The organism is Sphingomonas sp. J315, from assembly GCF_024666595.1.
Lineage (GTDB): Bacteria > Pseudomonadota > Alphaproteobacteria > Sphingomonadales > Sphingomonadaceae > Sphingomonas.
Window position 1 is genome coordinate 1,354,695 of sequence record NZ_CP088296.1, and the last position, 25,429, is coordinate 1,380,123.

A 25,429-nucleotide genomic window follows, 5' to 3' on the forward strand; every position below is an offset into this window, starting at 1 on the left:
CCGTGCAATCTTCAAGCGCGTAGCTTCTTTGGCGGCGCGCGCGACCAGACGATCAGCGGCCGCTTCGCCAGCTTCCGGATTCATCCAGAAGAGCGCGACATAATGCGGGACCAGCCCCGCCTCAGGCTGCGGCGATCGGCGTATACCAACGGACGTGGTCGACGGTGTCATTGAGGATCACCCCCTCATGTTCGACCCAGCAATGGGCGGCGAACGGAAAGGTCCGCACGCCGAACACCCAGCGGGCGCCAAGCCCATTCAAGGCAAGCAGCTCAAGCAGCAGCATCGAATTCGGGAGACATCGTGCCGCTCCCGGAAACAGCGCGCGGGCCAGGTAGGCTTGTCGCGCGAGCGTGTGGACACGGTCCGCGTCCGCTGCGATACCGTACGCGCGGCGATTGCGGCGGCGCGTCAACTCGAGCCAGCCCGCGGGCTGCCCGACGTGAAGACGACGCCACGCACGTCCAGCTGCCCGCATCAGTACGAGCGCGTCTCCAATGGAAAGCCGATCAGGCGCGTCGCCGAAGATGTCGTTCTCCGCAAGATGCTGCACAGCCCGAAAGGGAGTGACGCAATCGAGCGCGCCATAGAGACCTGCCGCCTCAAGCTCGTCGAGTAGGGGAGCGTCGCCGCGAAACCGGTTGCCGCCAACAAGCTCGCCTCGCACCGTTTGGGCCGCATCACGCGCGATGCAGAAATACTGATTGCGCTTGGTATCCATCAGCACGATGTCGCCATCCACATCAGCAAGATGGACCTCCGGAATAAGACCGTAGAGCATTGCGGCAAGGGGAGCGGCGCACAGCGCCGCTCCCGCATTCCCTTCAGCCGGTGCGGCCGAGGAACTGGCTGCCGGCTTCGAGCGGCACCACGATGACATCCGATTTCGTGGCGCTGCTGACCCGGCCGACACGGACGAGCCGCGGGGTGGGATTGTCGGACATTGCAACCTCCATGCTTGCTTGCCGCAACATAGCGGCAGCCCAAGAAGGCGGCGGCGCACCTCTCTACTCAAACTATTTTCGGGCTATTGTCTCGCGATAGCCAGCGGCCATCGCGTGCGCCACGGCGTCAGCGCGATTACGTCCGGCATGACAATAGCTGCGGACGGTGCCGGCGAGCTTTTCCGTGTTACCGCGCGTGCACACCTCGACGAGCTTCGCCACCTGTTCGGACGGGCCGAAAATCTCCGCTTCTTGTCGTCGTGCAAACGCTAACCGATCGAGGCAGCGTTGGGCCTCCTCGATCAGTAGCGGGTTGTTTGATCGCCGTGCGATCAGCACGAGAATTGCGGTATCGCCTTCATCTGAATCGGTGACCAGCAAGCCACTCGAATTGTCCCGCGAGTTGCGTTTCCAATGCACGACCGCGCGAACGAGATAGAGTTCGAGCAATTCGTAGAGCCCGGCGACCTCGATCGACGATAGCAGCGGCACAAAATAGCCTAGCCGTTCGCGGTCCTCGACGAGGGTCTCTCCGGCGAGCTTGGCGAGCGCCTCGCGCACGGGAGTAGCACTTACTCCGTGTAAGGACGCCCATTCATTGACCAGCAGCTGTGTGCCCGGCGCGAGCTTCGCGCTACGCAGCTGTGACTTCGTCGAAGTATATACGCGCGAAAAGGATGCCTGGCGTTTGCTCATGATACGGCTCAACTCCCTACCCGATCATGGCCAAGGAGGGGCTAGGCCCGAGTCGAATCAGCTTCCAACCAGAATTTGAGTGTTGCTTGACCGCGTATCGCCGAAAATCGGCCGAATGTGCGCAGACACCGCCAGTTTCCGCGCGAACGACGCCCAAGAATCGTGCCCGAAATGAAAACCTTCCGCAAAAAGCGGGTGCATCCACCTGAATCAGGATTCTACTGTGGGTTGTTGCAGGTCCGCGCGGTTTCGCAGCTGCGACGGCGGGCACAAGGTACGCTGGGACTGTTACAGGTTCGTTTGAGGATTAGGCGTGAAGAACGAGCAGGACGAGATCAACGCCGCGCTACTTGCAACCGCGCTGCGGAACATCCGTCTGGCACGGCGGATGCGGACGAGCGAGCTGGCGCGCGAGCTCGGGATGCCACTGCGCACCTACGAACACTTGGAGGCAGGACGAGGCAAGATAACCTACGACAAGGTCGTCCGGTTCGCGGAAGCCACCAATAGCGACCCAGTTGCGATTCTGCTGTCGCTGCCGCTGAAGTCGCATGAATTTGCCGTCCGTTGCGCTGACAACAAGCTCGCGACGATCCTCACGATCGCCTTGGGTGAGCTGAATGACGAGCTTGGCGACGATATCGAATTCTTGGAGCCGGGCACGTTGATCGGTGCATTCACGCGTGTGGTGAAGGACTTGAACAGCCATGTCGCGAACCGCGATCTCTTCGCCGAAACCTGGCTCAGGGAGAACAGTTCAAAGGTGGATGGCGCACGACATTCCAGCAAGCCTCGCTGGCGTCTCAAATCCTGAAAGTTGGATTTTCAACGGCTGATTGGCCGTTGGCTAGGACCGAATTCCGCACTGCGCAGAGGCCGCTGTAGCGGCTTGGGCGAGATCACCAGCTGATTCCCTGCTCCGCAAAGAGCCCAACGATTTTGTAGGGCACAGTGTGGGGAGGCAATATCCTTGCTAGGTTTTTCCGTGGAAAATCAGCGCCTTACACGGCGGACTGGTGGAGCTGAGGGGAATCGAACCCCTGACCTCTGCAGTGCGATTGCAGCGCTCTCCCATCTGAGCTACAGCCCCGCTCCACGTCCGGCTGCGCCGGACGGCGGTTCGTCTAGCTTTCCTCCACCCGCTTTGCAACGCCAATCGCACCGGTTCTCCGGTGGGCCGATCCTTGCCCCCGCTCGTCGCAGCGTCGGCGCGATGCTCGGGAACAAGCCCCGCTGTTCATTCATTTTTTGCTGTGGGGCACGCGGATGGCGCGTGCCCGGAAACCGGCAGGATGAGGAGGACCCGATGGGCTACGAACCCTATCGCAACGACAACCGCAACGACTGGGGCGTGAGCGACCGCAGTGCGTCGCGCGGTTCCAGCTATGGCTATGGCTATGGCTACGATCCCGATCGCGACCGCTACCGGTCGAGCGCGCGCGAACATTATGCCGCCGACCCGGACGAGCGGGGCCGCAGCTATCGTGGCGAGGATCGTTATGGCGCGCGCGGCTATCGTGGCGGACGTGACCATGACGATCGCTATACCAGCGGCAGCCGCGGCTATCGCGACCGGTATGACGAGGGCCGCGGCGGTCGCGGTCGCGAGCACGGACCTGAAGGCTATCGCTATGACGATCGCGGCTTCTTTGACCGCGCGGGCGACGAAGTCCGCTCATGGTTCGGTGATGAGGACGCGGAGCGCCGCCGCGAAATGGATGCGCGCTACGACGCGCGCTACGGCAATGACTGGGGTGCGCGCGACGCGGACTACCATGGCTGGCGTCGCCGTCAGATCGACGATCTCGACCGCGACTATCACGAATATCGCCGCGAAAATCAGGCGCGGTTCGAGAATGAGTTCGGCGCCTGGCGCAACGAGCGCCAGACCCAGCGGGGTTCCCTGAGCCGCGTGACCGAGCATATGGAAGTCGTTGGATCCGACGGCGCGCATATCGGCACAGTCGACAAGGTGCGCGGCGATCGCATCATCCTGACCAAGAACGACGCCGATGCCGGTGGCCATCACCATTCGATCCCGTCGCGCTGGATCGATTCGGTCGACGACAAGGTGACGATCCGCAAGACCGCAGACGAGGCTAAGGCCGCCTGGCGCGACGAGGACCGCAGCGGTGCGCTGTTCGGCGAGCGCGACGATACGCGCGGCACGCCTTATCTCAACCGCAGTTTCTCCGGCACCTATTGACCGGAACTCCCAGGCGGGCCGGATGTCCGGCCCGACCCTTGGCCCGGGCGGCGACGCCCGGGCCGTTTTGGTTCAGGCCGGGATCGGTTCAGCCGACACGATCTCGATTGCCTCGCTGCGCCCGTTGAAATCGACCGCTTCCCCGTCCTCCGCACCGATCATCGCGGCGGCGAGCGGCGCCTGGAACGCGACCCGGCCCGCCGCCGGATCGGCCTCGTCATGCCCGACAATGTCGATCGTCCGCTCGCGCCCATCAATGCGAAACCGCACGCGCGATCCGATCGCGACCACGCCCGGCTCCGGCACCGGCGCAACCTCCGCCGTGGTCTGGCGCGTATGCCAATAGCGCAGGTCGCGCAGCAGCGGGGCACGCGCTTCCTCGCCCTCCAGCCCGTCGAGCTGCGCCTCGATGTCGCGCACGCGCTGGTCGATCAGCGCCCGCCCGCGTTCGGTCACCGGATTGGGGCCGACCGGAATCGGCAGTTCGAAGCGGGGCTCCTTATGATCCTCGTCGCTCTCGCGGCGGAAGGCGACGCTCATCGGCTCATCCTCAAATCGGCCCGCTGAACGTGTCGCACGCGGCCGGGTTGCCGCTGTCCAGCCCGCGCTTCAGCCACTTCATGCGCTGCGCCGATGTGCCATGGGTAAAGCTCTCCGGCACGATCGTCCCCTGCGACTGGCGCTGCAGCGTATCGTCGCCGATTGCCTCGGCGGCGCGCAGCCCTTCCTCGATATCGCCCGCCTCCAGTCGGTCGCGATTCTGCGCCGCCCAGACCCCGGCGAAACAGTCCGCCTGCAACTCGACGCGCACCGAAAGTTCATTGCCCTCGACCTGGCTCATCCGCGCCTGGCGCGCACGGACCTGCTCCATCGTGCCGGTGACATTCTGGATATGATGGCCGACCTCATGCGCGATCACGTAATTCTGCGCGAAATCGCCCGCCGCGCCGAACCGCGTCGCCAGCTCGCGGAAGAAGCCGGTGTCGAGATAGATGCCCCGATCCGCCGGGCAGTAAAACGGCCCCGCTGCCGAGGTTGCCGACCCACAGCCCGACTGCACCCCGCCTTCGTAGAAATTGAGCACCGGTGCCGGATAGCGCTGCCCCCCGCGGCGAACAGTTTGGTCCAGGTCTGTTCGGTGCTGGTCATCACCCGGCACGCCTGCAGCTCCTCGGGCGTGTCGCATGCCTTTTGCTGCGTCACCTGCTGCCCGCCGCTGCCGGTGGTGCCCCCACCGGTCAACAACGCCCCGCCCCCACCGACGGCCATAAAGATCGCCGCGCCGATGCCGATCAGCGCGATCGTGCCACAGCCCAGCCGGCTGCCCAGCAGCATCGGCAACAACGCGAACAGGATGTTGCCCCCGCCCCCGCCGAACCCGCCACCACCGGAGCCGAGGTCGCGGACATTGTCGCTGGGATCGAGATCGTCGAGCCGCATGGCCCATCCCCTTTTCGTTGCTACTCCGCGACAATGCCCGAAGCGGACGGACGTTGCATGCATAATCCCGCATTGCCCTTCGCGCTGCGTTGCACCACATGTGCGCCATGGCCGACGCCGATCCGCAACGCCGCAGGAACATGGGCAGCGACGCGCCGCTCCCGCTCCCCGGCTGCGTCGCTTTGGTGCTTCAGGGCGGCGGCGCGCTGGGCAGCTATCAGGCCGGAGTGATCGAGGCGCTGGCGGCGGCGGACATCGCCCCCGACTGGGTCGCCGGCATTTCGATCGGCGCGGTCAACGCCGCGATCGTCGCGGGCAATCCGCCCGAACGCCGGGTCGAGCGACTTGAGGCATTCTGGGATAGGGTGACCAGCGGCCTGCCCAGTTTCCCGATCTTCCCGCAGGACCAAGTGCGCGAGCTGGTCCATGAATGGTCCGCCGCCGCCGTGCTGGCACAGGGCGTGCCCGGTTTCTTCCACCCGCGCCCGCTTCCGCCGCTCTTCGCCACGCCGGGCAGCTGCGCCGCGCTCAGCTTCTACGACACCGCCGCGTTGCGCGAGACGCTGGATTCGCTGGTCGACTGGGACCTGCTCAACACCGGCCCGGTCCGCCTGTCGGTCGGCGCGGTCGAGATCGAAAGCGGCAATTTCCGCTATTTCGACACGACGCAGGACCGGATCGACGCGCGGCACATCATGGCATCGGGCGCACTGCCCCCCGGCCTGCCCCCGGTCGAGATCGACGGTAGATATTACTGGGACGGCGGCCTCGTCTCCAACACGCCGCTGATCCACGTCCTCGATCACCAGAACACCGCGATGCTGGTGTTTCAGGTCGACCTCTTCTCCGCCGCCGCGCCGATGCCGCACACGATCACCGACGTGATGGCACGCGAAAAGGAGATTCGATTTTCCAGCCGTACCCGTCAGGTCAGCGACGAACGGCTGAAGCTGCGCAAGGAGCGCGAGATGATCCGCAAGGTCCTCGCCAAACTGCCCGACAACCTCGCCGACGACCCCGATGTCGCCGCATTGCGCGCCGCCGCCGACGAACAGCCGGTCGCGCTCGTCCACCTCATCTACCGCGCCAATGCGTGGGAGGGCGGCAGTCGCGACTTCGAATTCTCAGCGCGCTCGATGCGCGAACATTGGCAGGCAGGCCGCGACGATGTCGCGCGCACCATGGCCAATGCGCGCCTGATCGCCAGCAACATCGCCGACGGCCGCACCGCCGCCTTCGACCTGACCAGACGCTAACCGGGAGTTTTCGCCATGTTCCTCAAGGGCAAGTCCGCCATCGTCACCGGCTCCACCTCCGGGATCGGCCTGGCCATCGCCAAGGCGTTGGCAGCAGAGGGCGCGAGCGTGATGATCAACGGGTTCGGCGACGCGGATGCGATCGAAACCGAGCGCGCGAGCCTTGCGGGGATCAGCGGGGCGATGGCGCTCTATGACGCTGCCGACATGAGCAAGCCCGACGCGATCTATGCGATGGTCGAACGCTGCCATGCCGAACTCGGCGGTCCCGACATCATCGTCAACAATGCCGGCATCCAGCATGTCGCGAAGATCGAGGACTTTCCCCCGAGAAATGGGATGCGATCATCGCGATCAACCTGTCCTCGGCGTGGCACATGATGCGCGCCGCCGTGCCGCACATGAAGGCGGCGAAATGGGGCCGTATCATCAACACCGCCTCGGCCCACAGCCTGGTCGCCAGCCCCAACAAGTCGGCCTATGTCGCCGCCAAGCATGGTGTCGCCGGGATCACCAAGACGATCGCGCTGGAAACCGCGACCGACGGCATCACCGTCAACTGCATCTCACCCGGCTATGTCTGGACGCCGCTGGTCGAGAACCAGATCCCCGACACAATGGCCTCGCGCGGCCTGACCCGCGAGCAGGTGATCAACGACGTCCTGCTCGCCGCCCAGCCGACCAAGCAATTCGTCCAGCCGGACGAGATCGCCGCGCTCGCGACCTTCCTGTGCCGCGACGAAGCGCGCTCGATCACCGGCGCGAACTATTCGATGGACGGCGGGTGGACCGCGGCATGACCCGCCCCGCCCTCCTCGCGCTCGTTCTCGGCCTGGCGCTGTCCGCCTGTGCAAAGGACGGACTCAGCCTCGTCGAAACCGCGCCTGAAACCCGCTGGCGCGCGGTCACCACCGATCAGGACCGTGAGCGGCTGCGCAACTGGCGCAAGGCATGGGTCGAAGCGCTCCCCCGCCGCGCGCACGGCCGATGGCGGGGCGATCGCTCGCGAAGGCGCCTTGTTCGAACCAGACCGGGCGATGGCCAACGCCATGCCGCCTGCAGGCGACTATCGCTGCCGCACGTTCAAGCTGGGCGCGATACGTCCCGAGTTGCGCGTTTTTGCCGAACGCCCCTGGGTCCGCTGCCGCGTCGGTCGAGAGGGCGAAATGCCGGTCTTCGCGGTGCTGGAGGGTGATCAGCGGCCGTCAGGCACGCTCTACGCCGAAACCGATGCGCGGGTGATCTTCCTCGGCACGCTCGAACTCGGCGACGAAACCACCGCGCTCGCCTACAGCCTTGACCGCAAGCGGGACATGGCGGGCTATGTCGAGCGCGTCGCGATCGGCCGCTGGCGGCTGGTGCTGCCTTACCCCAATTTCGAATCGCAGCTCGACGTGATCGAGATGGTCCCGGCGGGCTAGTCGTTCTTGGTCGTTGCGTCGCGGCCGTGCCGGGTTAGGGTATCGCCATGAAGACGTTCCTCGCCACCGCAACCGCGACCTTCGCGCTCGCCCTTCCCGCCGCCGCCGACAGCGTGCGGGATGCTACGGCACGCGAGTTACCGTCGCTGATGGCGCTCTACCGCGACCTGCATGCCAATCCCGAGATCAGCCTTGCTGAGGTGAAGACAGCCGCCAAGCTCGCCGCCGAGGCGCGCAAGGCGGGCTACACCGTCACCGAACAGGTCGGCGGGACCGGCGTCGTTGCTGTCCTGAAGAATGGCGACGGGCCAGTGGTGATGATCCGCGCCGACATGGACGGGCTTCCGGTCACCGAGGAAACCGGGCTGCCTTTCGCATCGAAGGTCCGCACGCGCACCCCGGAGGGGGTCGAGAGCGGCGTGATGCACGCCTGCGCCCACGACACGCACATGACCGCATGGGTCGGGACGTTGCGCAATCTGGCCGCGATGAAGGACCAGTGGCGTGGGACTTTGGTGATGATCGCCCAGCCGGCCGAGGAGAGCAGCGCAGGCGCGCTCGCGATGCTCAAGGACGGGCTCTACACCCGCTTCCCCAAGCCGACCCACGCGATTGCCTTCCACAACAGCGCCGCGCTGCCCGCAGGCACGATCGGCATCCGCAGCGGCCCGACCTTCGCCAGCGTCGATTCGGTCGATATCGTGGTGAGGGGCGTCGGCGGTCATGGTGCCTATCCCGCGACGACCAAGGATCCGATCGTCCTCGGCGCGCGAATCGTCTCCGCGCTCCAGACTTTGGTCGCGCGTGAGATCGACCCGCTCGATTCCGCCGTGGTCACGGTCGGCAGCTTTCAGGGCGGGACGCGGCACAACATCATTCCGGATCAGGCACTGCTCCTGCTCACCGTCCGCGCCTATACGCCGCAGGTGCGCAAGCAATTGCTCGACGGCATCGCGCGGATCGCCAAGGGCGAGGCAATCGCGGCGGGCGTGCCCGAGGACCGGATGCCGGTGGTGACGATACGCGAACCCTTCACGCCGCCGGCGGTCAGCAGCCCCGGCTTCGCGGGCCAGCTCAGGACGCTGTTCACGACCCGCTTCGGCGAGGACCGCGTTCAGGACATCGCCCCGACCATGGCGGGCGAGGACTTCGGCCGCTACGCGATCGCCGATCCTTCTGTGCAGAGCGTGATCTACTGGGTGGGCGGCGTCCCGCAGGACGCATGGGACAAGGCGCAGGCCAATGGCGGCGCAGGTCTCCCTTCGCTCCACAGCCCGAAATGGGCGCCCGATGCCGAAAAGGTGGTCGGCACCGCTGCGGAAGCAATGACCGCAGCGGCGCTGGATGTGATGAAACGCTGACCCGGCGCTCCTGCGAAGGCAGGAGCCCAGAGCCAAATCTGAATCGCTCCGTAACTAGCGCTATTCCGCCTCGGCCTTCTTCTTGGCCAGCTCCGCCTCCTTCTCGGCATCATAGCCAGTCGAGGGTGGCGCATGGTGCGAATGCACCGGCTGCGTCGTCGCAGGCGGGTCCGAAGCATCCATCGATTCATCCAGCGCGCGATCGAGCCGCGCCTGTTTGCTCTCCGGATTCTTCTCGAGCCGTTCGGCGATACTCTCGTCGGTCCCGGCGTCACCGCGCTTCTTGTCGTCTTCCATTGTCCTGCTCCCAAAGGGGTGGACGTCGAAAACGCGCGCCGGGCGATTCGCGTTCCGCCTCCGAAACGCTGATGGCGCAACGCAGAAAGGCCCGGCCATCGCTGGCCGGGCCTTCCCGATTTCCCAAGCCTGTCGCAGCGATCAGTCGCGCGACGTGCCGAAGATGCTGAGGATGAACTGGAACATGTTGATGAAGTCCAGATACAGGCTCAGCGCGCTCATGATCACGACCTTGCCGACCATGTCGGTGCCCGCGACATAGGCGTACATGCTCTTGATCCGCTGCGTGTCATAGGCGGTCAGGCCCGCGAAGATCAGCACACCCGCGATGCTGATGATCAGCGCCATCATGCTCGACTGGGTAAAGATGTTGATGATCGACGCGACGATGATGCCGATCAGGCCGACGATCAGGAAGCTGCCGAACCCGGTCAGGTCACGCTTGGTGGTATAGCCATAGAGGCTGAGGCCCACAAAACCCGCCGCCGTCGCGAAGAACGCCTGCGCGACCGACGTGCCGGTGTAGCGCAGCAGCAGCGTCGAGAGCGACAGGCCCATCAGCACCGCGAAGCTCCAGAACAGAACCTGCAGCGTGCCGGTCGACATCTTGTTCTGGCCGAAGCTCATTGCGAACACGATCGCCAGCGGCGACAGGATGATCAGCCAGGCGAGCGGCCCGCCATTGGCAAAGACCGAATAGGCCATCGACTGCTCGCCGCCCCATGCGAACATGAGCGCGACGATGCCGCTGAGCAGCACGCCCGAGGCCATATAGTTGTAGACCGAAAGCATGTAGGACCGCAGCCCCGCATCATACGCGGCATCGCGCGTACCTGCGGCCGTCGCGTACGGCGCGGCGGTCGTTTGGGGGTCAGACCAGTTAGCCATCTCAAACTCCTTTGCCCGGCGGTCTCAGATGATCGGCCGCCCGGATGTTATCGAATATCATGGTTCTGCCGACGAGATTCAAGGAAAACCGGCATCGCGGCGTCTGACGAAATGGGTTAATGCCCGCGCGATGCACCGTCTGTTCGTCGCATTGCGCCCGCCACCCGCGATTCGTGACCGCCTCACCGACCTGATGGATGGGGTCGAGGGCGCGCGCTGGCAGGGCGACGACCAGCTCCACATCACGCTGCGCTATATCGGCGAAGTCGATCGCCGCACCGCCGAGGACGTCGCAACCGCGCTGTCGGCGATCCGGTTCGACCTTCCCCCGCTCCGGCTCGACGGCTGCGGCACATTCGACACCAAGGGGCGTCCCAATGCGCTCTGGGCCGGGGTCGCCCCGCGCGATGCGCTCGCGACCCTGCACAAGAAGATCGACCGCGCGATGATCCGCATCGGCCTCGAACCCGAGCACCGCGCCTATGTCCCGCACATCACGCTCGCCCGCCTCGCCGGATCGGCGGGACCGGTCGACGGCTTTCTCGCCCGCCACGCCGCGCTGACCAGCCCGGAGTTCACCGTCGATCACATGGCCCTCTACGAAAGCCGCCTCGGCCATGGGGGCGCGAGCTACGAACCGGTCGAGCGCTACGCGCTGACCGCCTAGAGCTCCTGCGCAGGCAGGAGCCCAGAGTCACATGCGATTGGCGTCGCAACCCCGGTGCTCCTGCCTGAGCAGGAGCACCGGCCCGTTACCCCGCCGCGAACACGCCGCATGCGACGCGGTCGCCGCTGTCGCCCGACGGATCGGTTTTCTGGTCGTCCTTGCCGGCATGGACCACGAACGCCGAGCCATCGGCATCGAGCAGCTGCGCCATCGTGCCCGAGCGCAGCGTGAAGCTCAGCGTGCCGCTGCCGTCGTCCGCGACGGTCAGGTTCGGCATGTCGCCGGCATGCGCGCCCTGCGGATTGTCGAGGCCGTGCTGGGTCGACTCAGGATTCCAGTGGCCGCCCGCAGTGGTGAATCCCGGCGCATCGCATTTTCCGGTCATATGGACATGCACGCCATGCTCGCCCGGCGTGATCCCGGTGACCGACACGGTGACCGCCAGTCCATCGGCGGTGGTGGTCGCCACCGCGCTGCCCGCCGCGCTGCCGTCCGCCTTGGTCAGCGTCGCGGTGGCGCTCTCGGCGGTGGCGCTGCCATTTTCGACCGGCAGCACTTCATTGCCCGACATCATCGTGTCGTTTGCGGGCATTGCGGTGTTGGTCGTCTCCGCGCCGCCGCACGCAGCGGTCAGCATCAGCGCGGCAATCGCGCAGCCGGTCCGGATCATCCTTGGTCTCCTGTTGCAAAGGCTCGCGTCGCCAATGAGCGAGCGGGTAAAGGGTTCCGCTTCACGCCCGCGGATGGGCGTTACGGTAGACGTCGAGCAGATGCGCGGCATCGACCGCCGTGTAGATTTGCGTCGAGCTCAGGCTGGCATGGCCGAGCAGTTCCTGCAAGGCGCGCAGGTCCGCTCCACGCCCGAGCAGATGCGTCGCAAAGCTGTGGCGCAGCGCGTGCGGCGTGGTGCGTTCGGGCAGCCCCAGCCGCACCCGCGCCGCGCGCACCGCGCGCCGCACCAGCGCCGGATCGAGCGGCCCGCCCCGCGCACCGCGGAACAGCGGCGCGGCGCTCGCGGTCCCATAGGGGCAGAGTCGCACATAATCCTCCACCGCCGCGCGCACCTGCGGCAATAGCGGCACGATCCGCACCTTGTCGCGCTTGCCCGTGACGCGCAGCGTCTCGCCAAGCGGGAGCGCCGCGCCCGTCAGCCCCATCGCCTCGCCAATTCGAAGTCCCGCGCCATAGAGCAGCAGCAGCACCGCCAAGTCGCGCGCCGCGATCCACGGCTCGCGCGCCTCGTCCGCGACTTCCTCGGCCAGCGCCACCGCCTCGTCGGGCGAAACCGGGCGCGGCACCCCCTTGCGCACCCGCGGCCCGCGCAGCCGGGGCAGCTCCGCCTCCGCGCCCGCCGCAAAGCTCAGAAACGCGCGCACCGCCGACAGCTCCCGCGCGGCGCTGGCATTGCCGATCCCGTCAGTGCGGCGATGCGCCAGATAGGCGCGCAGGTCGGCGGCGCTCACCTTGGCCAGCCCCGCGCGATCCACCGCCCCGCCCCAATGCCCCGACAGAAACGTCATCAACCGCACCGCCGTCGCCTCATAGGCCCGCACCGTATGCGCCGACCGCCGCCGATCCCGCGCGAGATGCGCACCGAACAGCAAAGGCAATGGCTTGTCGTCCATCACGGCAACCTAACCGCCCCCGCGTCGCGCGTCATGGTTCAATCGGCGCGATTTTGTCCCTAAGACCCTCCCCATGATCAACGCCGCCGGCCACCGCCTCGCCTTTCACCACAGCCCCGGCACCGGGCCGACCATCGTCTTCCTGCCGGGCTATGCCTCCGACATGAGCGGGAGCAAGGCGGTGGCGATCGAGGCATGGGCGCAATCCACCGGCCGCGCCTTCCTCCGCTTCGACTATGCCGGATGTGGCGACAGCGAAGGCGCGTTCGAGGATCAGACGCTCGCCAGCTGGCGCGACGATGTGCTGCTGCTTATCGACCGCCTGATCGATGGACCGATCATCCTGGTCGGGTCGTCGATGGGCGGGTGGATCATGCTGCTCGTCGCCAGGGCACGGCCCGACCGCGTCGTCGGGCTGGTCGGCATCGCCGCCGCCCCCGATTTCACCGACTGGGGGTTCACCCAGGCGCAGAAGATGACGCTGCTCAATGAAGGGCGCCTCGAACAGCCCTCCGAATATGCTCCGGAACCGACGATCACTACCCGCGCCTTCTGGTCGTCGGGCGAGGCGAACCGGCTGATGCATGGCCCCATCGACCTGTCCATCCCCGCCCGGCTGATCCACGGCCAGCGCGACCCCGACGTCCCGTGGGAACGCAGCGTCACCCTCGCCGGTCTCCTCCGTTCAGACGATGTGCAGACAATTCTGGTCAAGGACGGCGACCACCGCCTGTCGCGCCCGCAGGACATTGCCCTGATCCTGCGCACCCTTGAGGATCTACTCGCTACGCCATGATGTTCCTGCTCCTCGCTTCCGCCGCCCAGACTGTCGCCGGACCACCCTCGCCCGAGGAGCAGCGCTGGGAACGCTGCGTCGAACTCGCCGTGGACAATCCCGTGCAGGGCATCGCCGAGGCGGATCGCTGGCGGCTGTCGGGGGGGCGTTTCCTCGCCGAGCAATGCCGCGGGATGGCCTATACCCGGCAACAGCGCTGGGTCAGCGCTGGCGGCGCGTTCGAAACCGCCGCGCGCGAGGCCGAAGTCGCGCGCGACCGCCGGGCGTCGAAATATTGGGCTCAGGCGGGCAATGCCTGGCTCGCTGCGGGCGAGGCCGCCAAGGCGCGCTCCGCGCTCGATGCAGCGCTGGCGACCGGCACACTCGAAGGACTGGAACGCGGCGAGGCGCACCTCGACCGCGCCCGCGCCCTCGTCGCATCGGGCGACCTTGCCGGCGCGCGCGGCGATCTCGACAAGGCGCTGGTCCATGCCGCGAAGGACCCGATGGCCTGGCTGCTCTCCGCCAATCTCGCGCGCCGCACCGGCAATATCCCGCTCGCCCGCGACCATATCGCCAGGGCGCTGGAGATGGCCGGCGACGATGCCTCGGTCCAGCTGGAGGCGGGGAATATCGCCGCAGTCGCGCGCGACGAGGCGGGGGCAAAGGCCGCCTGGACCCGCGCCGCGCAACTCGCTCCGGACAGCCCGATCGGCGCATCTGCGCGCGCCGCGCTCCAACAATTTGCCGAGCAGGAATAGAAACCAGGCCCCGCATCCCTATCTCTGGCGCGAACCAGCGACAGGGAAGTCCCATGCATTACCTCCACACCATGATCCGGGTGACCGATCCCGAAGCCTCGATCCGCTTCTTCGAACTCCTCGGCCTGAAGGAGACCCGGCGGATGGAGAGCGAGAAGGGTCGCTTCACGCTGATCTTCATGGCCGCGCCGGGCGATATCGAAGCCGACACGTCCGAAGCCGATGGCCGCCCGCGCGCCGAGGTGGAACTCACCTATAACTGGCCGCCCGAGGACGGCAGCCCGCCCGAGGTCTACACCGGCGGTCGTAATTTCGGCCACCTCGCCTATCGGGCCGAGAATATCTACGAGACGTGCCAGCGACTGATGGACGCCGGCGTCACCATCAACCGCCCGCCGCGCGACGGCCATATGGCGTTCGTGCGCAGCCCCGACGGCATCTCGGTCGAGCTGCTGCAGGCCGGCCATCTCGAACCCGCCGAACCCTGGGCGTCGATGCCGAACACCGGGGTGTGGTGAGCTACCGATGACGGGCATCCTTCATGGCTGGCCCGTCCGGGAATTTTTCAGGCTGACCGGTGCGCAAGTACCGATCATCCAGGCACCGATGGCGGGCGCTGGCGGAGTCGCGCTCGCCGCTGCCGCGATCCGCGGCGGCGCGGTCGGGTCGCTCCCCTGCGCGATGCTGACGCCGGATCAGGTGCACGAGCAAGTGGCGCAGGTGCGCGCGCAGGCGGACGGCCCGCTCAACCTCAACTTCTTCTGCCACGTGCTCGGCGACCCGCCCAATGAGAGCGCGTGGCGCGCGCTGCTCCAGCCCTTCTATGACAAGGAAGGCGTCGGCCCGCCCGAAACCCCGCCTCCGCTGCGCACGCCGTTCGACGATGCGATGTGCCGCGTGGTCGAGGAAGTGCGGCCCGAGATCGTCAGCTTCCATTTCGGTCTCCCGGAACCCGCCCTGCTGGATCGGGTCCGCCGCGCTGGCGCGCTGATTGTCGGTAACGCCACCACGCGCGCCGAGGCCCGCGCCCTGACCGATCAGGTCGATCTGGTCATCGCGCAGGGGTTCGAAGCCGGTGGCCATGCCGGCCATTTCCTCGACGGCTACCGCCCCGAGGGGACGCTGGCGCTGGTACGGCAGGTCGCGCTCGATGCCGATCTGCCGCTCGTTCCTGCGATCGCTGCGGGAGGCATCGCGGATGCGGCGGGTATCGCAGCAGTACTTCAGTTGGGCGCAGGCGCAGTCCAGCTCGGCACCGCCTATCTTCACACGGCCGAGGCGACGATCTCCCCCGCCCATCGCGCAGCGCTGCGCAGCGGCGAGACGGTCGTCACCAACCTCTTCTCCGGCGGACTCGCGCGCGGGATACGCAACGCGCTGATCGACGAAATCGGGCCGGTGCATCCTGCCGCCCCGCGCTTCCCCTATGCCTCCGCCGCGCTCGCCGAACTGCGCCGCATGGCCGAGGCGGACGGGCGTGGCGACTATTCCCCGCTCTGGACCGGACAGGCCGCGTCGCTCGGCGCCCCGCTCCCCGGCGAGCCTCCCGAAGGCGCACAGGCGCTCACCGAACGGCTGGCGCGGGAACTTTTCGAACTGCTAGGAGAGTCCGATGATCGAAGTGGTCCGCATCCCAGCGTTAAGCGACAACTATATCTGGATGGCGCATGACCCGGCCTCGGGCGAAACCATCGTCGTCGACCCCGCCGCCGCCGACCCGGTGCTGGAAGGGGCAGCCGCGCGGGGCTGGACGATCACCGCGATCTGGAACACCCACTGGCACCCCGACCACACCGGCGGCAACGCCGCGATCAAGGCCGCCACCGGCTGCACCGTGATCGCCCCCGCCGCCGAATCCGCGAAGATCCCCACCGCCGACCGGCTGGTGGCAGAGGGCGACATGGTGATGCTCGGCACGTTCCAGGCGGAGGTGATCGACGTCCCCGCCCACACCGCCGGCCATATCGCCTACCACCTGCCCGAGGCGGAGATCGTCTTCGTCGGCGATACCTTGTTCGCAATGGGCTGTGGCCGTCTGTTCGAAGGAACAGCGGCGCAGATGTTCGCCAATATGCAGCGGCTCGCCGCGCTCCCGGGCGACACGACGGTCTATTGCGCGCATGAATATACCCAGTCCAACGGCCGCTATGCGCTGGTCGCGGAGCCGGACAATGCGGCGCTGATCGCGCGGATGGCTGAGGTCGATGCGATGCGCGCGCAGGGCCTCCCCACCGTCCCGACCAGCATCGCGCTTGAACGGGCGACCAACCCCTTCATGCGTGCATCATCCGTGGAAGAGCTGGCCGAACGCCGTGCGGCGAAGGACAGCTTTCGCGGCTAGCGCGTCCGCCGGTTCCAGGTCACGACGCGATAGGCCCAGATTGCCGCCGCCACCACAGAGGTGCCGATCGCGACCGGACCGACATAAACCTGCAGCTGCTGGAACTGCGACCCCAGCAGCAGCCCGGCATAGGCCAGCACGGCGTTCCAGATCGCGCTGCCGATGAATGTCGCCGCCAGAAAGCGCGGAATCCCCATCTTTGCCATCCCTGCGGGCAGCGAGATCATCGTGCGGAAGGTGGGAAAGAAGCGGAACACGAACACCACCCACAGCCCGTGCCGGTTAAAGAAGCGGTCGAGCTTCTCGACATCTTCCCAGGTCAGCGTCAGCCAGCGCCCGTGCCGCTCGACGAACGGCCGGATGCGCTCAATCCCGATCCAGCGCCCCACGCCGTACCAGAACATGTTGCCCAGCGTCGTCCCCAGCGTCGCGACGATCAGCAACGGCGTCATGTCCATGTCGCCGCGCGCCACCGCCATCCCGCCAAAGCCCATGATGACCTCGGACGGGATCGGCGGAAACACATTCTCGAGCGTCATCAGGATGAAGATCCCGACATAGCCGCCCCAGGCGATCAGGTTGAGGATGAACTCGGTCATAAGGGGATAACGCTCAAGTCCCCCTCCCGCTTGCGGGAGGGGCTAGGGGAGGGTCTGTCCAAAGGCGAAACGCAGGAGGTTACAGGCCCTCCCCCGACCCCTCCCGCAAGCGGGAGGGGAGATGCGCCACCCGACGCTCAATCGCGTCCCAGATCATCGCGGCGGTATCGGTCCCGTTGAACCGGTCGATCGCCACGATCCCCGTCGGCGACGTCACGTTGATCTCGGTCAGCCATTCGCCGCCGATCACGTCGATCCCGACAAAGATCAGACCGCGCCGTTTGAGCTCCGGCCCCAGCGCCGCGCAAATCTCGGCTTCCTTCGCGGTCAGTTCGGTCTTCGCTGCGGTCCCGCCGACCGCCAGGTTCGACCGGATTTCGCCCTCGCCCGGCACGCGGTTGACCGCGCCCGCCACCTCGCCATCGACCAGCACGATGCGCTTGTCGCCCTTCGCCACATCGGGAAGGAACGCCTGCACCATATGCGGCTCGCGATAGGCGGTGTTGAACACCTCGATCAGCGACGACAGGTTCGCGCCGTCGGCGTCGATCTTGAAGATCGCCTTGCCGCCATTGCCATGCAGCGGCTTGACCACGATCGCGCCATGCTTCGCCAGAAACGCCTTCGCCTCGTCATAGTCGCGCGTAATCAAGGTCGGCGGCATGAAGCGCGCGAAATCGAGCACCCAGACCTTCTCGGGCGCATTGCGCACGCTGGCGGGATCGTTGACCACCAAAGTCTTGTCGGAAATCCGCTCGAGCAGATGCGTCGCGGTGATATAGCCGAGGTCGAACGGCGGATCCTGTCGCATCAGCACGACATCGACCTCTTCGCCCAGATCGAGCGACACCGGCTCACCGAACTCGAAATGATTCCCCGCGACCCGCTGCACCGTCACCGGGTGCGCCTTCGCCCACACCCGCCCATCGGCATAGTTCAGCGCTTCGGGCGCATAGTGGAACAGCCGATGCCCGCGCGCCTGCGCCGACAGCATCAGCGCAAAGGTCGAATCGCCCGCGATATTGATCGAGGCAAGCGGGTCCATCTGCACGGCGACGGTGAGGGGCATTCGCGGTCCTTTGTCGGCTTCAACGCCGCAAGTAGGGAGCCGGTGGGCGAATGTCACCCGATCCCCTCTAACCAATCCAGGCATTCTCGATATGGCGCGGCCGCACGCCCGGCGCGAGAAGCAGCACATCGACCCGGATATCCTCGCCGTTCGCTGCATAGCGCGGCATCAGATACTCCGCGGCCGCCGCGACCCGCGCGAGCCGCCGCTCGTCGATCGCGAAATCGAGTTCTGACGCCGTCTTGCGCGCCTTCACCTCGACGAACGCCACCAGCCGTCCGCGCTTCGCCACCAGGTCGACCTCCCCCGCCGGCGTCCGCACCCGCCGGTCGAGGATCCGCCACCCCCGCAACCGCAAATACCACGCGGCGCGCGTCTCCCCGTCGCGGCCCGATTGCTCGGCAGCGCGGCGGTCTCTCACCCCTTGAGCTCCATCGCCCGCGCATACAGTGCCTTGCGATCCAGCCCCAGCCGCTTGGCCACCTCGCCCGCCGCCTTCGACACCGGCAGCCGCGTCAGCGCCTCGGCCAGCGCCGCATCCGCATCCTCCGCGCTCGCCGGAGTCGCCTCGCCCGGCGGGGCGACCACGACCACGATCTCGCCCTTCGGCCCGCCCTCGGCATAGCGCGCCGACAATTCGGTCAGCGATCCCGTCACGCATTCCTCGAACTTCTTGGTGATCTCGCGCGCCACCGCCGCCTCGCGATCCCCCAGCCCCTCGGCCAGTGCCGCCAGCGCGGCCGACAGCCGCGGCCCGCTTTCGTAGAAGACCAGGGTCGCGCGCACCCCCGACACTTCGGCAATCGCCTCCGCCCGCGCCTGCTGCTTGCTCGGCAAAAATCCCATGAACAGAAACCGGTCGGTCGGCAGTCCGGCCAGCGTCAGCGCCGCGATCCCCGCGCACGGCCCGGGAATCGTCACCACTGCATGCCCCGCCGCACGCGCGTCGCGCACCAATTTGTATCCGGGGTCGGAGATCAACGGCGTCCCCGCGTCCGACACCAACGCCACCGCCTCACGCTCCATCCGCGCCACCAGCCCCGGCCGCACCGCCTCGGCATTGTGGTCGTGATATGGCGTCATCGGTCGCTTCGCACCCAGATGCCGGAACAACCCCGCTGTCACACGCGAGTCCTCGACTGCAACCACATCGGCGTTCAGGAGTATTTCAGCCGCACGCGGGGAAAGATCGCCGAGATTGCCGATCGGCGTCGCGACGATGTAGAGGCCGGGCTGAAGAACAGAAGTCATTGGGGAACGTCATGGCAGAGGCAGGACTGAAACGCCAACCGGGCATCGCGACCATCGTCCGGGGGATCGTCATCGGCGCGGCGCTCGCGCTGTCGGCCTGCGTCCGCCCCTCAGCCCCGCCGCCGGAGCCGGTGCGGCCGGGACCGACCACGCCGGTCCGCCCGACCACCCCGCCGCCGATCCGCCCCGGTCTGCCCGAGGCGGATACCGAACGGCACCGCGTCGCCCTGCTCGTCCCGCTGTCGGGCACCAATGCCGGGATCGGCCGCAGCCTCGCCAATGCGACCCAGCTTGCGATCCTCGATCTCAAGGCGGACAATGTCCGCATCACGACCTACGATACCGCACTCGGCGCGACCGCCGCAGCGACCCGCGCGCTGGCCGACGGCAACAAGCTGATCCTCGGTCCGCTCCTGTCCGAGGACGCGCGCGCCATCGCGCCGCTCGCCCGCCGCGCCGGGGTACCGGTGCTCGCCTTCTCGAACGACACCAGCGTCGCCGGCAACGGCACCTATGTCATGGGCTATGCCCCCGCCCAGTCGATCGAGCGCGTGGTCGATTATGCCCGGCGCAGCGGCGTCACCGACTTTGCCGGCCTGATGCCGACCGGCCTCTATGGCGACCGCGCCAGCACCGCCTTCCTCCGCGCGGTCGAGGGTGCGGGCGGCAAGGTCACCGCGCTCGAAACCTACAACCGCGGCGCACCGGCGATGAACGCCGCGATCGCCCGCCTCGCTCGCTCGCCATTCCAGGCGGTGCTGATCGCCGACAGCGCCAGCGGCGCGGTCACCGCGATCCCCGGCATCCGCCGCGCCAATGCCAGCGCAAAGGTGCTCGGCACCGAATTGTGGAACAGCGATTCGGGCATTGGCGGGATGACGCCCCTGACCGGCAGCTGGTTCGCCAGCGTCTCCGACACGCTCTACCGCACCTATGCCGCCAAATATCGGGCGCGCTTCGGCGCGGCACCCTATCGCCTGTCGACGCTCGGCTATGACGCGGTGCTGCTCACCGTCCGCATCGCCCGCGACTGGCGCCCCGGCGACGCCTTTCCGACCGATCGCCTGGGCGACAGCGGCGGCTTTGGCGGCATCGACGGCGCGTTCCGCTTCGGCCGCGACGGCGTCGCCGAACGCGCGCTGGAGGTGCAGGAGATTCGCGGTGGCACCACCGTCACGGTGTCCCCCGCACCGCAGGGTTTCGGGCGGTAAGTCAAAAATCCTCCCCGGAACGGGGAGGGGGACCATGCGCAGCATGGTGGAGGGGGCCCGAGGCAAGCGCATCCGTTGCCTCGGGCCCCCTCCGTCAGCGCTGCGCGCTGCCACCTCCCCGTTCCGGGGAGGGTTTACCGAACCACCTCCCGCAATATCCCCTCCAGTACCGGCATCCCCGCATCGGTAACCCGCAGCCGATCGCCCTCGCGCACGATCAGCCCATGTGCCGCCAGTCGCTCCACCGCATCCAGATCGACAAACCCCGCCCCGATCCGCGCCAGGTCGACGCCCTCGGCCAGCCTTAGCCCCATCACCAGCGCCTCGGTCGCGCGTTCGGCCTTCGTCAGCGCAACCTCCTCCTGCATCCCATGCCCGTTGCGCGCCACCGCGTTCAGCCAGTTCTCCGGCTTCTTGTGGCGCGTGGTCGCCTGCCCCGTCCGCCGCCCATGGGCTCCCGGCCCGACCCCGGCATAATCGGTATAGCGCCAGTAGCTGAGGTTATGCCGGCTCTCCGCCCCGCGCCGCGCATGGTTCGACACCTCGTACAGCGGCAGCCCCGCCGCGCCGGTCAACGCCTGCGTGACGTCCCACAGATCGGCCGCCGCATCGGCGTCGGGGATCACCAGATCGCCCTTCGCCGCGAGCGTCGCAAAGCGCGTCCCCGGCTCGATCGTCAGCTGATACAGCGACAGATGCTCGGTCCCGAAGCTGAGCGCTTGGCGAAGTTCCGTCTCCCAGTCCGCCACCGTCTGCCCCGGCCGCGCATAGATCAGGTCGAAACTCACCCGTCCGAAATGCCGCTGCGCCGTCGCCAGCGCCCCCAGCCCCTCGGCCACGCCATGCGCCCGCCCCAGAAAGCCCAGCGCTTCATCGTCCAGCGCCTGCAACCCCAGCGACACACGGTTCACCCCCGCCGCAGCCAGATCGGCGAACCGCGCCGCCTCGACCGATGACGGATTGGCCTCCAGCGTCACTTCCAGATCGCCCTGCGGCGTCCATGCCGCGACCGCCGCGTCGATCACCGCCGCGACCGTTTCGGGCGGCATCAGCGACGGCGTGCCCCCGCCGAAGAAGATCGATCCCAGCCGCCGCCCGGGCAGCAACGCCGCCTCGTGCGCCAGGTCGGCGAGCAGCGCCTTGCGCCACGCATCCTGGTCCACCACCTCGCGGACATGGCTGTTGAAATCGCAATAAGGGCATTTGGACACGCAGAACGGCCAGTGGACATAGAGCGCCAGCGGTTCGGCATCACTCGGTTGGGAAGCGTTCATCTGGCGCGCGCTATGCGCCGGATTGAGGTCTCACGAAAGATGCTGCTGTTCCCCCTGCTGATCCTCGCCGCCTGCTCGCCCCAGGCCGAAGAACCCAAGCGATTCGTCGAACGCCGGGAGTCGATGGCGCCCGCCCCGCGCGGAGCCGACCGGCTGCGCACCGCGATGCTCGACACCCACAACGCCGCACGCGCCGCTGTGCGCGTACCGCCGCTAAGCTGGGACGAAGGGCTTGCGCGTGACGCCGCCACCTATGCACGCGACCTCGCCCGTCGCGGCGCGTTCGAACATTCAAGGCAACCGCGCGGCCCCGCTGCACAGGGGGAAAATCTGTGGAAAGGCACCCGCAGCGCCTATCGTTACGAAGAGATGGCCGGACATTGGGTCGCGGAAAGGCGCGACTATCTCAACCGCCCGATCCCCAATATCAGCCGCACCGGTCGCTTCGTCGATGCCGGCCACTATGCCCAGATCGTCTGGTCGCGCACCACCCGAGTCGGCTGCGCACTGGCCAGCAACGCACGCGAGGATGTGCTGGTGTGCCGCTATTCCCCCGCGGGGAATGTGATGGGACAGGTCGCGTTGCCTTAACCAACTTCGTCACCCCGGGCTTGACCCGGGGCCCAGCTGCCTTGCCCAACGGATGAAGAAGCGGGGCCCCGGGTCAAGCCCGGGGTGACGATGATTTGGTGGCTCGCGCCTTCAACCGCTCCACCCGCGCGAACGAAGCTTCCTCGCGCCCGAACAGGTAGAATTTCGCCTTCCGCCCCGCCGCCTCGTCGCCCTCCAGCCGCCGCTCCAGCTTGCGGATACCGAAACTGCCCTTGAGGCAGCACACGCACCCGCATGGCGGCGCACCATTCGCGCCGGGCATGTAGCGCCACCCCGTCACCTGCGGCAGCATCTTGAAGCGCAGAATTTCGCTCCGTGCGATCGGCCGCGCGATCGTCACCTGGAAGCCCTCGGGCGAGGACGGCAGCGCCCGCCCACGCTGCACCGCCTTCGACGCCTTGTCCGTCACCCGCGCCGCAGCCGGATCGCGCTGCTCGGCGGCCAGCATCAACGCTACCGCCTCCGCCGCGCGCATCGCCACGGGGGTACCGTTGAAATGCGACACCTCGACCATCTCGTCATCGGGGATCCGGAAATAGACCCCCGCGATCGTCCCGCCGCCCATCCGCCGCAGCTCGCGCAGCCATTGATGCGCGATGTTGAACTCGCGCGTCACCGGCAGCGCATAGATGCGATCGGCGCGCCACCCGTCCTTCTTGACGAAGGCGATCCCCCCGCGCCGGATACCGGGCAGATTGCGGTGACTGGTCAGGTGGACAAAGGTCGCCATTCGCCCACCCTAGCCACTTCAGAACACCGCCGCGACCAGCTGACTGAAAGCGTCAGCACGATGGCTCATCGCGTGCTTCGCCGCAGGGTTCATCTCGCCAAAGCTGCGGTCATGGCCTTCGGGCACGAACATCGGATCATAGCCAAAGCCCCGGTCGCCACGCGGCGGCCAGATCAGCGTGCCGTCGACCCGCCCCTCGAACCATTCGACATGCCCGTCGGGCCAGGCGAGCGCGAGCGCGCAGACGAAATGCGCCGCACGCGACGTCCCCTCGGGCATTGCGTCCAGCAACGTGTTGACCCGCCGCATCGCGCGGTCGAAATCGCGGCCTTCGCCCTCCTCAGGCTCCAGCGCCGGAATGCCCGGATCGGGCAGGCCCCAGCGCGCCGAGAAAATCCCCGGCTCGCCGCCCAGCGCCTCGACGCACAGCCCGCTATCGTCGGCCAGTGCGGGCAGACCCGACAGGTCCGCCGCCTGCATCGCCTTCAGCTCGGCATTGGCGACGAAAGTCGTTCCCGTCTCCTCCGGCTCGGGCAGGTCGAGCGACGCCGCGCTGATCGGCTCGATGCCATAGGGCGCGAGCAGCTCGCGAATCTCGCGGACCTTGCCCTCATTATGGCTGGCGATGACCAGCTTGCCGGGGGCCAGCTTGCGGATCGCCTGCGGGGCGTCTCCCTCGCCGCTCATCGTCCCGTCGCCTTCAGCTGCGCAGCAAAATCTCGCCGCAGCCGATCCGCGCCAGCCGCAACAGCCGCAGCAGCCCTTCCTCGTCATAGCACGCGCCCTCGGCGGTCGCCTGCGCCTCGGCAATCTTGCCGTCGGCGAGCAGCACGAAATTGGCATCGGCATCCGCCGCGCTGTCCTCGTCATAATCCAGGTCAAGCACCGGATTGCCCTGATAGATGCCGCACGACACTGCCGCGACCTGCTGGATGATCGGATCGCTCGTCAGCTTCCCCTCCGCGATCAACTTGTCGACCGCGAGTCGCAGCGCGACCCACGCGCCGCTGATCGCCGCCGTGCGCGTGCCGCCATCGGCCTGGATCACGTCGCAATCCAGCGTGATCTGGCGCTCGCCCAGCGCCTTGAGGTCGGTCACCGCGCGCAGGGATCGCCCGATCAGCCGCTGGATCTCCTGCGTCCGCCCCGACTGCTTGCCCTTCGCCGCCTCGCGATTGCCGCGCGTGTGGGTCGCGCGGGGCAGCATGCCATATTCCGCGGTCACCCAGCCCTCGCCCTTGCCGCGCAGCCAGGGCGGCAGCCGCTCCTCGACGCTCGCGGTCACCAGCACCTTGGTATTGCCGAAACTCACCAGCACCGATCCTTCGGCGTGGATGGTGAAGTTGGGCTCGATGCTGATTGCACGCATCTGGTCGGGGGCGCGGCCGCTGGGGCGCATAGGGGGGAGTCTCCTGAACTGGTTTGGCAGCGGACCTAGACGCGATGGAACGAACGCGCCAGTCTGACGCTTCGATCCGTCGGAGAAACGATATGCGGCGCGTGGGTCTTGTATTCGCATTGGGGCTGGCAATGGCGGGCTGCGCCCGCACGCCGGGGCCAACGGGACCAGTTCCAGCTGCACGCGCGGTGACGTCGATCGAATACACGACCGGACCCTGCTTTGGTGCCTGTCCAGTCTATCGCTTTAGCATTTCCAGCGATGGGAACGGGACGTTTGAGGGGCGCAAGCATACAGGCGTGACCGGCACCCGTCGATTCAGCCTCACGCGCGCCGAATATGATGCTTTCGTCGCTGCGCTTTCCCGCTTCCGTCCCGCTCCCGATACGGAGCGGGAGATCGTTCCAGGCACGCCGGACTGCAAGGCTGCGGCGACGGATCTGCCGAGCGTGGAGGTGCGCTGGGAATATGCCGACGCACGAACCAGTCGCCTCGACTATTATTTCGGCTGCGACATGGAGGCGAACCGCGCCATGGCCGACGCCATCGGCAACGCCCCCGACCTGATCCCCGCGCTGACCCCGCTGATCGGCGAACGGCCTTGAG

28 protein-coding genes, 1 tRNA gene and 3 pseudogenes are annotated in these 25,429 nt (G+C 67.2%); 15 read left to right on the forward strand and 17 right to left on the reverse strand.

The window, feature by feature from the left end; all coding sequences use genetic code 11:
* Positions 1 to 121 precede the first annotated feature (121 nt).
* Positions 122 to 781, reverse strand: coding sequence for a lasso peptide biosynthesis B2 protein (locus tag LRS08_RS06955; protein ID WP_257844357.1), 660 nt, complete (start codon positions 779 to 781; stop codon positions 122 to 124).
* Between the two features lie 235 nt (positions 782 to 1,016).
* Complete coding sequence (locus LRS08_RS06960; RefSeq protein ID WP_257844356.1) at positions 1,017 to 1,640, reverse strand: GntR family transcriptional regulator; 624 nt, start codon at positions 1,638 to 1,640, stop codon at positions 1,017 to 1,019.
* A 313-nt stretch (positions 1,641 to 1,953) separates the two neighbouring features.
* Between LRS08_RS06960 and LRS08_RS06965 the strand changes: the two genes are divergently transcribed.
* A complete protein-coding gene (locus LRS08_RS06965) occupies positions 1,954 to 2,454 on the forward strand; it encodes a helix-turn-helix domain-containing protein (protein WP_066581672.1) in 501 nt (166 codons plus the stop codon).
* 200 nt (positions 2,455 to 2,654) lie between these two features.
* Here LRS08_RS06965 and LRS08_RS06970 read toward each other — a convergent pair.
* Positions 2,655 to 2,730 (reverse strand) — tRNA-Ala (locus LRS08_RS06970).
* 216 nt (positions 2,731 to 2,946) lie between these two features.
* On the opposite strand from LRS08_RS06970, the gene LRS08_RS06975 reads away from it, so the two are divergent.
* Positions 2,947 to 3,846 carry a DUF2171 domain-containing protein gene (locus LRS08_RS06975; protein WP_257844355.1) on the forward strand — a complete coding sequence of 300 codons (900 nt, stop codon included), beginning with the start codon at positions 2,947 to 2,949 and terminating at the stop codon, positions 3,844 to 3,846.
* 72 nt (positions 3,847 to 3,918) lie between these two features.
* Here LRS08_RS06975 and LRS08_RS06980 read toward each other — a convergent pair whose 3' ends face one another.
* Positions 3,919 to 4,386 (reverse strand): GreA/GreB family elongation factor, encoded by a 468-nt coding sequence (locus tag LRS08_RS06980; RefSeq protein WP_257844354.1) that lies wholly within the window; start codon positions 4,384 to 4,386, stop codon positions 3,919 to 3,921.
* 10 nt (positions 4,387 to 4,396) lie between these two features.
* Positions 4,397 to 5,286: pseudogene (locus tag LRS08_RS06985) on the reverse strand (neutral zinc metallopeptidase).
* 107 nt (positions 5,287 to 5,393) lie between these two features.
* On the opposite strand from LRS08_RS06985, the gene LRS08_RS06990 reads away from it, so the two are divergent.
* From LRS08_RS06990 to LRS08_RS07005, 4 genes and pseudogenes are all read left to right on the forward strand, one after another.
* Positions 5,394 to 6,542 (forward strand): patatin-like phospholipase family protein, encoded by a 1,149-nt coding sequence (locus tag LRS08_RS06990; RefSeq protein ID WP_260481495.1) that lies wholly within the window; start codon positions 5,394 to 5,396, stop codon positions 6,540 to 6,542.
* A gap of 15 nt (positions 6,543 to 6,557) precedes the next feature.
* Positions 6,558 to 7,342 (forward strand): annotated as a pseudogene (locus LRS08_RS06995) (3-hydroxybutyrate dehydrogenase).
* 123 nt (positions 7,343 to 7,465) lie between these two features.
* Positions 7,466 to 7,963, forward strand: a complete 498-nt coding sequence (locus LRS08_RS07000) for a DUF4893 domain-containing protein (RefSeq protein WP_260481496.1) — start codon at positions 7,466 to 7,468, stop codon at positions 7,961 to 7,963.
* 47 nt (positions 7,964 to 8,010) lie between these two features.
* The gene (locus LRS08_RS07005; RefSeq protein ID WP_257844351.1) at positions 8,011 to 9,324 is read left to right on the forward strand and encodes an amidohydrolase; all 1,314 of its coding nucleotides are present in this window, start codon (positions 8,011 to 8,013) and stop codon (positions 9,322 to 9,324) included.
* A gap of 60 nt (positions 9,325 to 9,384) precedes the next feature.
* Here LRS08_RS07005 and LRS08_RS07010 read toward each other — a convergent pair whose 3' ends face one another.
* Together LRS08_RS07010 and LRS08_RS07015 are read right to left on the reverse strand one after the other, a co-directional pair.
* On the reverse strand, positions 9,385 to 9,621 hold the full coding sequence (locus tag LRS08_RS07010) for a hypothetical protein (RefSeq protein ID WP_257844350.1): 237 nt from the start codon (positions 9,619 to 9,621) through the stop codon (positions 9,385 to 9,387).
* A 141-nt stretch (positions 9,622 to 9,762) separates the two neighbouring features.
* Positions 9,763 to 10,509, reverse strand: a complete 747-nt coding sequence (locus tag LRS08_RS07015) for a Bax inhibitor-1/YccA family protein (protein WP_257844349.1) — start codon at positions 10,507 to 10,509, stop codon at positions 9,763 to 9,765.
* Between the two features lie 130 nt (positions 10,510 to 10,639).
* On the opposite strand from LRS08_RS07015, the gene thpR reads away from it, so the two are divergent.
* Positions 10,640 to 11,176: an RNA 2',3'-cyclic phosphodiesterase gene (gene thpR / locus LRS08_RS07020; RefSeq protein WP_257844348.1), complete on the forward strand. Its 537-nt coding sequence runs from the start codon at positions 10,640 to 10,642 to the stop codon at positions 11,174 to 11,176.
* Positions 11,177 to 11,261: 85 nt separating this feature from the next.
* Here the strand turns inward: thpR and LRS08_RS07025 are convergent, their stop codons facing one another.
* The gene (locus tag LRS08_RS07025) at positions 11,262 to 11,846 is read right to left on the reverse strand and encodes a superoxide dismutase family protein (protein ID WP_257844347.1); all 585 of its coding nucleotides are present in this window, start codon (positions 11,844 to 11,846) and stop codon (positions 11,262 to 11,264) included.
* Between the two features lie 61 nt (positions 11,847 to 11,907).
* Positions 11,908 to 12,801 carry a tyrosine recombinase XerC gene (locus LRS08_RS07030; RefSeq protein WP_257844346.1) on the reverse strand — a complete coding sequence of 298 codons (894 nt, stop codon included), beginning with the start codon at positions 12,799 to 12,801 and terminating at the stop codon, positions 11,908 to 11,910.
* Between the two features lie 73 nt (positions 12,802 to 12,874).
* Here LRS08_RS07030 and LRS08_RS07035 point away from each other — a divergent pair, with 73 nt between their 5' ends.
* The 5 genes from LRS08_RS07035 to gloB are packed head-to-tail and all read left to right on the forward strand — an operon-like array spanning position 12,875 to position 16,678.
* Complete coding sequence (locus tag LRS08_RS07035; RefSeq protein ID WP_257844345.1) at positions 12,875 to 13,597, forward strand: alpha/beta fold hydrolase; 723 nt, start codon at positions 12,875 to 12,877, stop codon at positions 13,595 to 13,597.
* Positions 13,594 to 14,337, forward strand: a complete 744-nt coding sequence (locus tag LRS08_RS07040) for a hypothetical protein (RefSeq protein ID WP_260481497.1) — start codon at positions 13,594 to 13,596, stop codon at positions 14,335 to 14,337. Before LRS08_RS07035 ends, LRS08_RS07040 begins: the two co-directional genes overlap by 4 nt.
* A 53-nt stretch (positions 14,338 to 14,390) precedes the next feature.
* Positions 14,391 to 14,855: a VOC family protein gene (locus LRS08_RS07045; protein ID WP_257844343.1), complete on the forward strand. Its 465-nt coding sequence runs from the start codon at positions 14,391 to 14,393 to the stop codon at positions 14,853 to 14,855.
* Positions 14,856 to 14,862: 7 nt separating this feature from the next.
* On the forward strand, positions 14,863 to 16,008 hold the full coding sequence (locus LRS08_RS07050; protein WP_260481498.1) for a nitronate monooxygenase family protein: 1,146 nt from the start codon (positions 14,863 to 14,865) through the stop codon (positions 16,006 to 16,008).
* Positions 15,950 to 16,678: a hydroxyacylglutathione hydrolase gene (gene gloB, locus LRS08_RS07055; protein WP_257844340.1), complete on the forward strand. Its 729-nt coding sequence runs from the start codon at positions 15,950 to 15,952 to the stop codon at positions 16,676 to 16,678. The genes LRS08_RS07050 and gloB overlap by 59 nt, the downstream gene beginning before the upstream one ends.
* Here gloB and LRS08_RS07060 read toward each other — a convergent pair.
* From LRS08_RS07060 to rsmI, 4 genes are all read right to left on the reverse strand, one after another.
* Positions 16,675 to 17,277: a DedA family protein gene (locus LRS08_RS07060; protein WP_257844339.1), complete on the reverse strand. Its 603-nt coding sequence runs from the start codon at positions 17,275 to 17,277 to the stop codon at positions 16,675 to 16,677. The two genes, gloB and LRS08_RS07060, sit on opposite strands and share 4 nt — an antisense overlap.
* Before the next feature lie 79 nt (positions 17,278 to 17,356).
* Complete coding sequence (gshB, locus tag LRS08_RS07065; protein WP_260481499.1) at positions 17,357 to 18,346, reverse strand: glutathione synthase; 990 nt, start codon at positions 18,344 to 18,346, stop codon at positions 17,357 to 17,359.
* Between the two features lie 67 nt (positions 18,347 to 18,413).
* Positions 18,414 to 18,767, reverse strand: a complete 354-nt coding sequence (locus LRS08_RS07070; RefSeq protein WP_257844337.1) for a YraN family protein — start codon at positions 18,765 to 18,767, stop codon at positions 18,414 to 18,416.
* Positions 18,764 to 19,597, reverse strand: coding sequence for a 16S rRNA (cytidine(1402)-2'-O)-methyltransferase (rsmI, locus tag LRS08_RS07075; RefSeq protein WP_257844336.1), 834 nt, complete (start codon positions 19,595 to 19,597; stop codon positions 18,764 to 18,766). The genes LRS08_RS07070 and rsmI overlap by 4 nt, the downstream gene beginning before the upstream one ends.
* An 11-nt stretch (positions 19,598 to 19,608) precedes the next feature.
* Between rsmI and LRS08_RS07080 the strand changes: the two genes are divergently transcribed.
* On the forward strand, positions 19,609 to 20,808 hold the full coding sequence (locus tag LRS08_RS07080) for a penicillin-binding protein activator (RefSeq protein WP_257844335.1): 1,200 nt from the start codon (positions 19,609 to 19,611) through the stop codon (positions 20,806 to 20,808).
* Positions 20,809 to 20,942: 134 nt separating this feature from the next.
* Here LRS08_RS07080 and hemW read toward each other — a convergent pair whose 3' ends face one another.
* Positions 20,943 to 22,082 (reverse strand): radical SAM family heme chaperone HemW, encoded by a 1,140-nt coding sequence (gene hemW / locus LRS08_RS07085; RefSeq protein WP_257844334.1) that lies wholly within the window; start codon positions 22,080 to 22,082, stop codon positions 20,943 to 20,945.
* Positions 22,083 to 22,121: 39 nt separating this feature from the next.
* Between hemW and LRS08_RS07090 the strand changes: the two genes are divergently transcribed.
* Positions 22,122 to 22,673 carry a CAP domain-containing protein gene (locus tag LRS08_RS07090; protein WP_257844333.1) on the forward strand — a complete coding sequence of 184 codons (552 nt, stop codon included), beginning with the start codon at positions 22,122 to 22,124 and terminating at the stop codon, positions 22,671 to 22,673.
* Positions 22,674 to 22,746: 73 nt separating this feature from the next.
* Here the strand turns inward: LRS08_RS07090 and LRS08_RS07095 are convergent, their stop codons facing one another.
* The 3 genes and pseudogenes from LRS08_RS07095 to rph all read right to left on the reverse strand — a co-directional run bounded on the left by LRS08_RS07095 (position 22,747) and on the right by rph (position 24,823).
* Positions 22,747 to 23,424, reverse strand: a complete 678-nt coding sequence (locus LRS08_RS07095; RefSeq protein ID WP_257844332.1) for a hypothetical protein — start codon at positions 23,422 to 23,424, stop codon at positions 22,747 to 22,749.
* Positions 23,425 to 23,442: 18 nt separating this feature from the next.
* Positions 23,443 to 24,111, reverse strand: a complete 669-nt coding sequence (gene rdgB, locus LRS08_RS07100; RefSeq protein WP_257844331.1) for an RdgB/HAM1 family non-canonical purine NTP pyrophosphatase — start codon at positions 24,109 to 24,111, stop codon at positions 23,443 to 23,445.
* Positions 24,108 to 24,823: pseudogene (rph, locus tag LRS08_RS07105) on the reverse strand (ribonuclease PH). The gene rdgB and the pseudogene rph overlap by 4 nt, the downstream one beginning before the upstream one ends.
* A gap of 131 nt (positions 24,824 to 24,954) precedes the next feature.
* Between rph and LRS08_RS07110 the strand changes: the two are divergent.
* Positions 24,955 to 25,428, forward strand: a complete 474-nt coding sequence (locus LRS08_RS07110; protein ID WP_260481659.1) for a DUF6438 domain-containing protein — start codon at positions 24,955 to 24,957, stop codon at positions 25,426 to 25,428.
* The last annotated feature ends 1 nt before the right edge of the window (position 25,429 follow it).

Excerpts from the sequence above, each read along its gene's own strand:
- LRS08_RS06955 (WP_257844357.1), bottom strand. The coding sequence starts at position 781 with ATGCTCTACGGTCTTATTCCGGAGGTCCATCTTGCTGATGTGGATGGC.
- LRS08_RS06960 (WP_257844356.1), bottom strand. The coding sequence starts at position 1,640 with ATGAGCAAACGCCAGGCATCCTTTTCGCGCGTATATACTTCGACGAAG.
- LRS08_RS06975 (WP_257844355.1), top strand. The coding sequence starts at position 2,947 with ATGGGCTACGAACCCTATCGCAACGACAACCGCAACGACTGGGGCGTG.
- LRS08_RS06980 (WP_257844354.1), bottom strand. The coding sequence starts at position 4,386 with ATGAGCGTCGCCTTCCGCCGCGAGAGCGACGAGGATCATAAGGAGCCC.
- LRS08_RS06990 (WP_260481495.1), top strand. The coding sequence starts at position 5,394 with ATGGCCGACGCCGATCCGCAACGCCGCAGGAACATGGGCAGCGACGCG.
- LRS08_RS07005 (WP_257844351.1), top strand. The coding sequence starts at position 8,011 with ATGAAGACGTTCCTCGCCACCGCAACCGCGACCTTCGCGCTCGCCCTT.
- LRS08_RS07010 (WP_257844350.1), bottom strand. The coding sequence starts at position 9,621 with ATGGAAGACGACAAGAAGCGCGGTGACGCCGGGACCGACGAGAGTATC.
- LRS08_RS07015 (WP_257844349.1), bottom strand. The coding sequence starts at position 10,509 with ATGGCTAACTGGTCTGACCCCCAAACGACCGCCGCGCCGTACGCGACG.
- thpR (WP_257844348.1), top strand. The coding sequence starts at position 10,640 with ATGCACCGTCTGTTCGTCGCATTGCGCCCGCCACCCGCGATTCGTGAC.
- LRS08_RS07025 (WP_257844347.1), bottom strand. The coding sequence starts at position 11,846 with ATGATCCGGACCGGCTGCGCGATTGCCGCGCTGATGCTGACCGCTGCG.
- LRS08_RS07030 (WP_257844346.1), bottom strand. The coding sequence starts at position 12,801 with ATGGACGACAAGCCATTGCCTTTGCTGTTCGGTGCGCATCTCGCGCGG.
- LRS08_RS07035 (WP_257844345.1), top strand. The coding sequence starts at position 12,875 with ATGATCAACGCCGCCGGCCACCGCCTCGCCTTTCACCACAGCCCCGGC.
- LRS08_RS07040 (WP_260481497.1), top strand. The coding sequence starts at position 13,594 with ATGATGTTCCTGCTCCTCGCTTCCGCCGCCCAGACTGTCGCCGGACCA.
- LRS08_RS07045 (WP_257844343.1), top strand. The coding sequence starts at position 14,391 with ATGCATTACCTCCACACCATGATCCGGGTGACCGATCCCGAAGCCTCG.
- LRS08_RS07050 (WP_260481498.1), top strand. The coding sequence starts at position 14,863 with ATGACGGGCATCCTTCATGGCTGGCCCGTCCGGGAATTTTTCAGGCTG.
- gloB (WP_257844340.1), top strand. The coding sequence starts at position 15,950 with ATGATCGAAGTGGTCCGCATCCCAGCGTTAAGCGACAACTATATCTGG.
- LRS08_RS07060 (WP_257844339.1), bottom strand. The coding sequence starts at position 17,277 with ATGACCGAGTTCATCCTCAACCTGATCGCCTGGGGCGGCTATGTCGGG.
- gshB (WP_260481499.1), bottom strand. The coding sequence starts at position 18,346 with ATGCCCCTCACCGTCGCCGTGCAGATGGACCCGCTTGCCTCGATCAAT.
- rsmI (WP_257844336.1), bottom strand. The coding sequence starts at position 19,597 with ATGACTTCTGTTCTTCAGCCCGGCCTCTACATCGTCGCGACGCCGATC.
- LRS08_RS07080 (WP_257844335.1), top strand. The coding sequence starts at position 19,609 with ATGGCAGAGGCAGGACTGAAACGCCAACCGGGCATCGCGACCATCGTC.
- hemW (WP_257844334.1), bottom strand. The coding sequence starts at position 22,082 with ATGAACGCTTCCCAACCGAGTGATGCCGAACCGCTGGCGCTCTATGTC.
- LRS08_RS07090 (WP_257844333.1), top strand. The coding sequence starts at position 22,122 with ATGCTGCTGTTCCCCCTGCTGATCCTCGCCGCCTGCTCGCCCCAGGCC.
- LRS08_RS07095 (WP_257844332.1), bottom strand. The coding sequence starts at position 23,424 with ATGGCGACCTTTGTCCACCTGACCAGTCACCGCAATCTGCCCGGTATC.
- rdgB (WP_257844331.1), bottom strand. The coding sequence starts at position 24,111 with ATGAGCGGCGAGGGAGACGCCCCGCAGGCGATCCGCAAGCTGGCCCCC.
- LRS08_RS07110 (WP_260481659.1), top strand. The coding sequence starts at position 24,955 with ATGGCGGGCTGCGCCCGCACGCCGGGGCCAACGGGACCAGTTCCAGCT.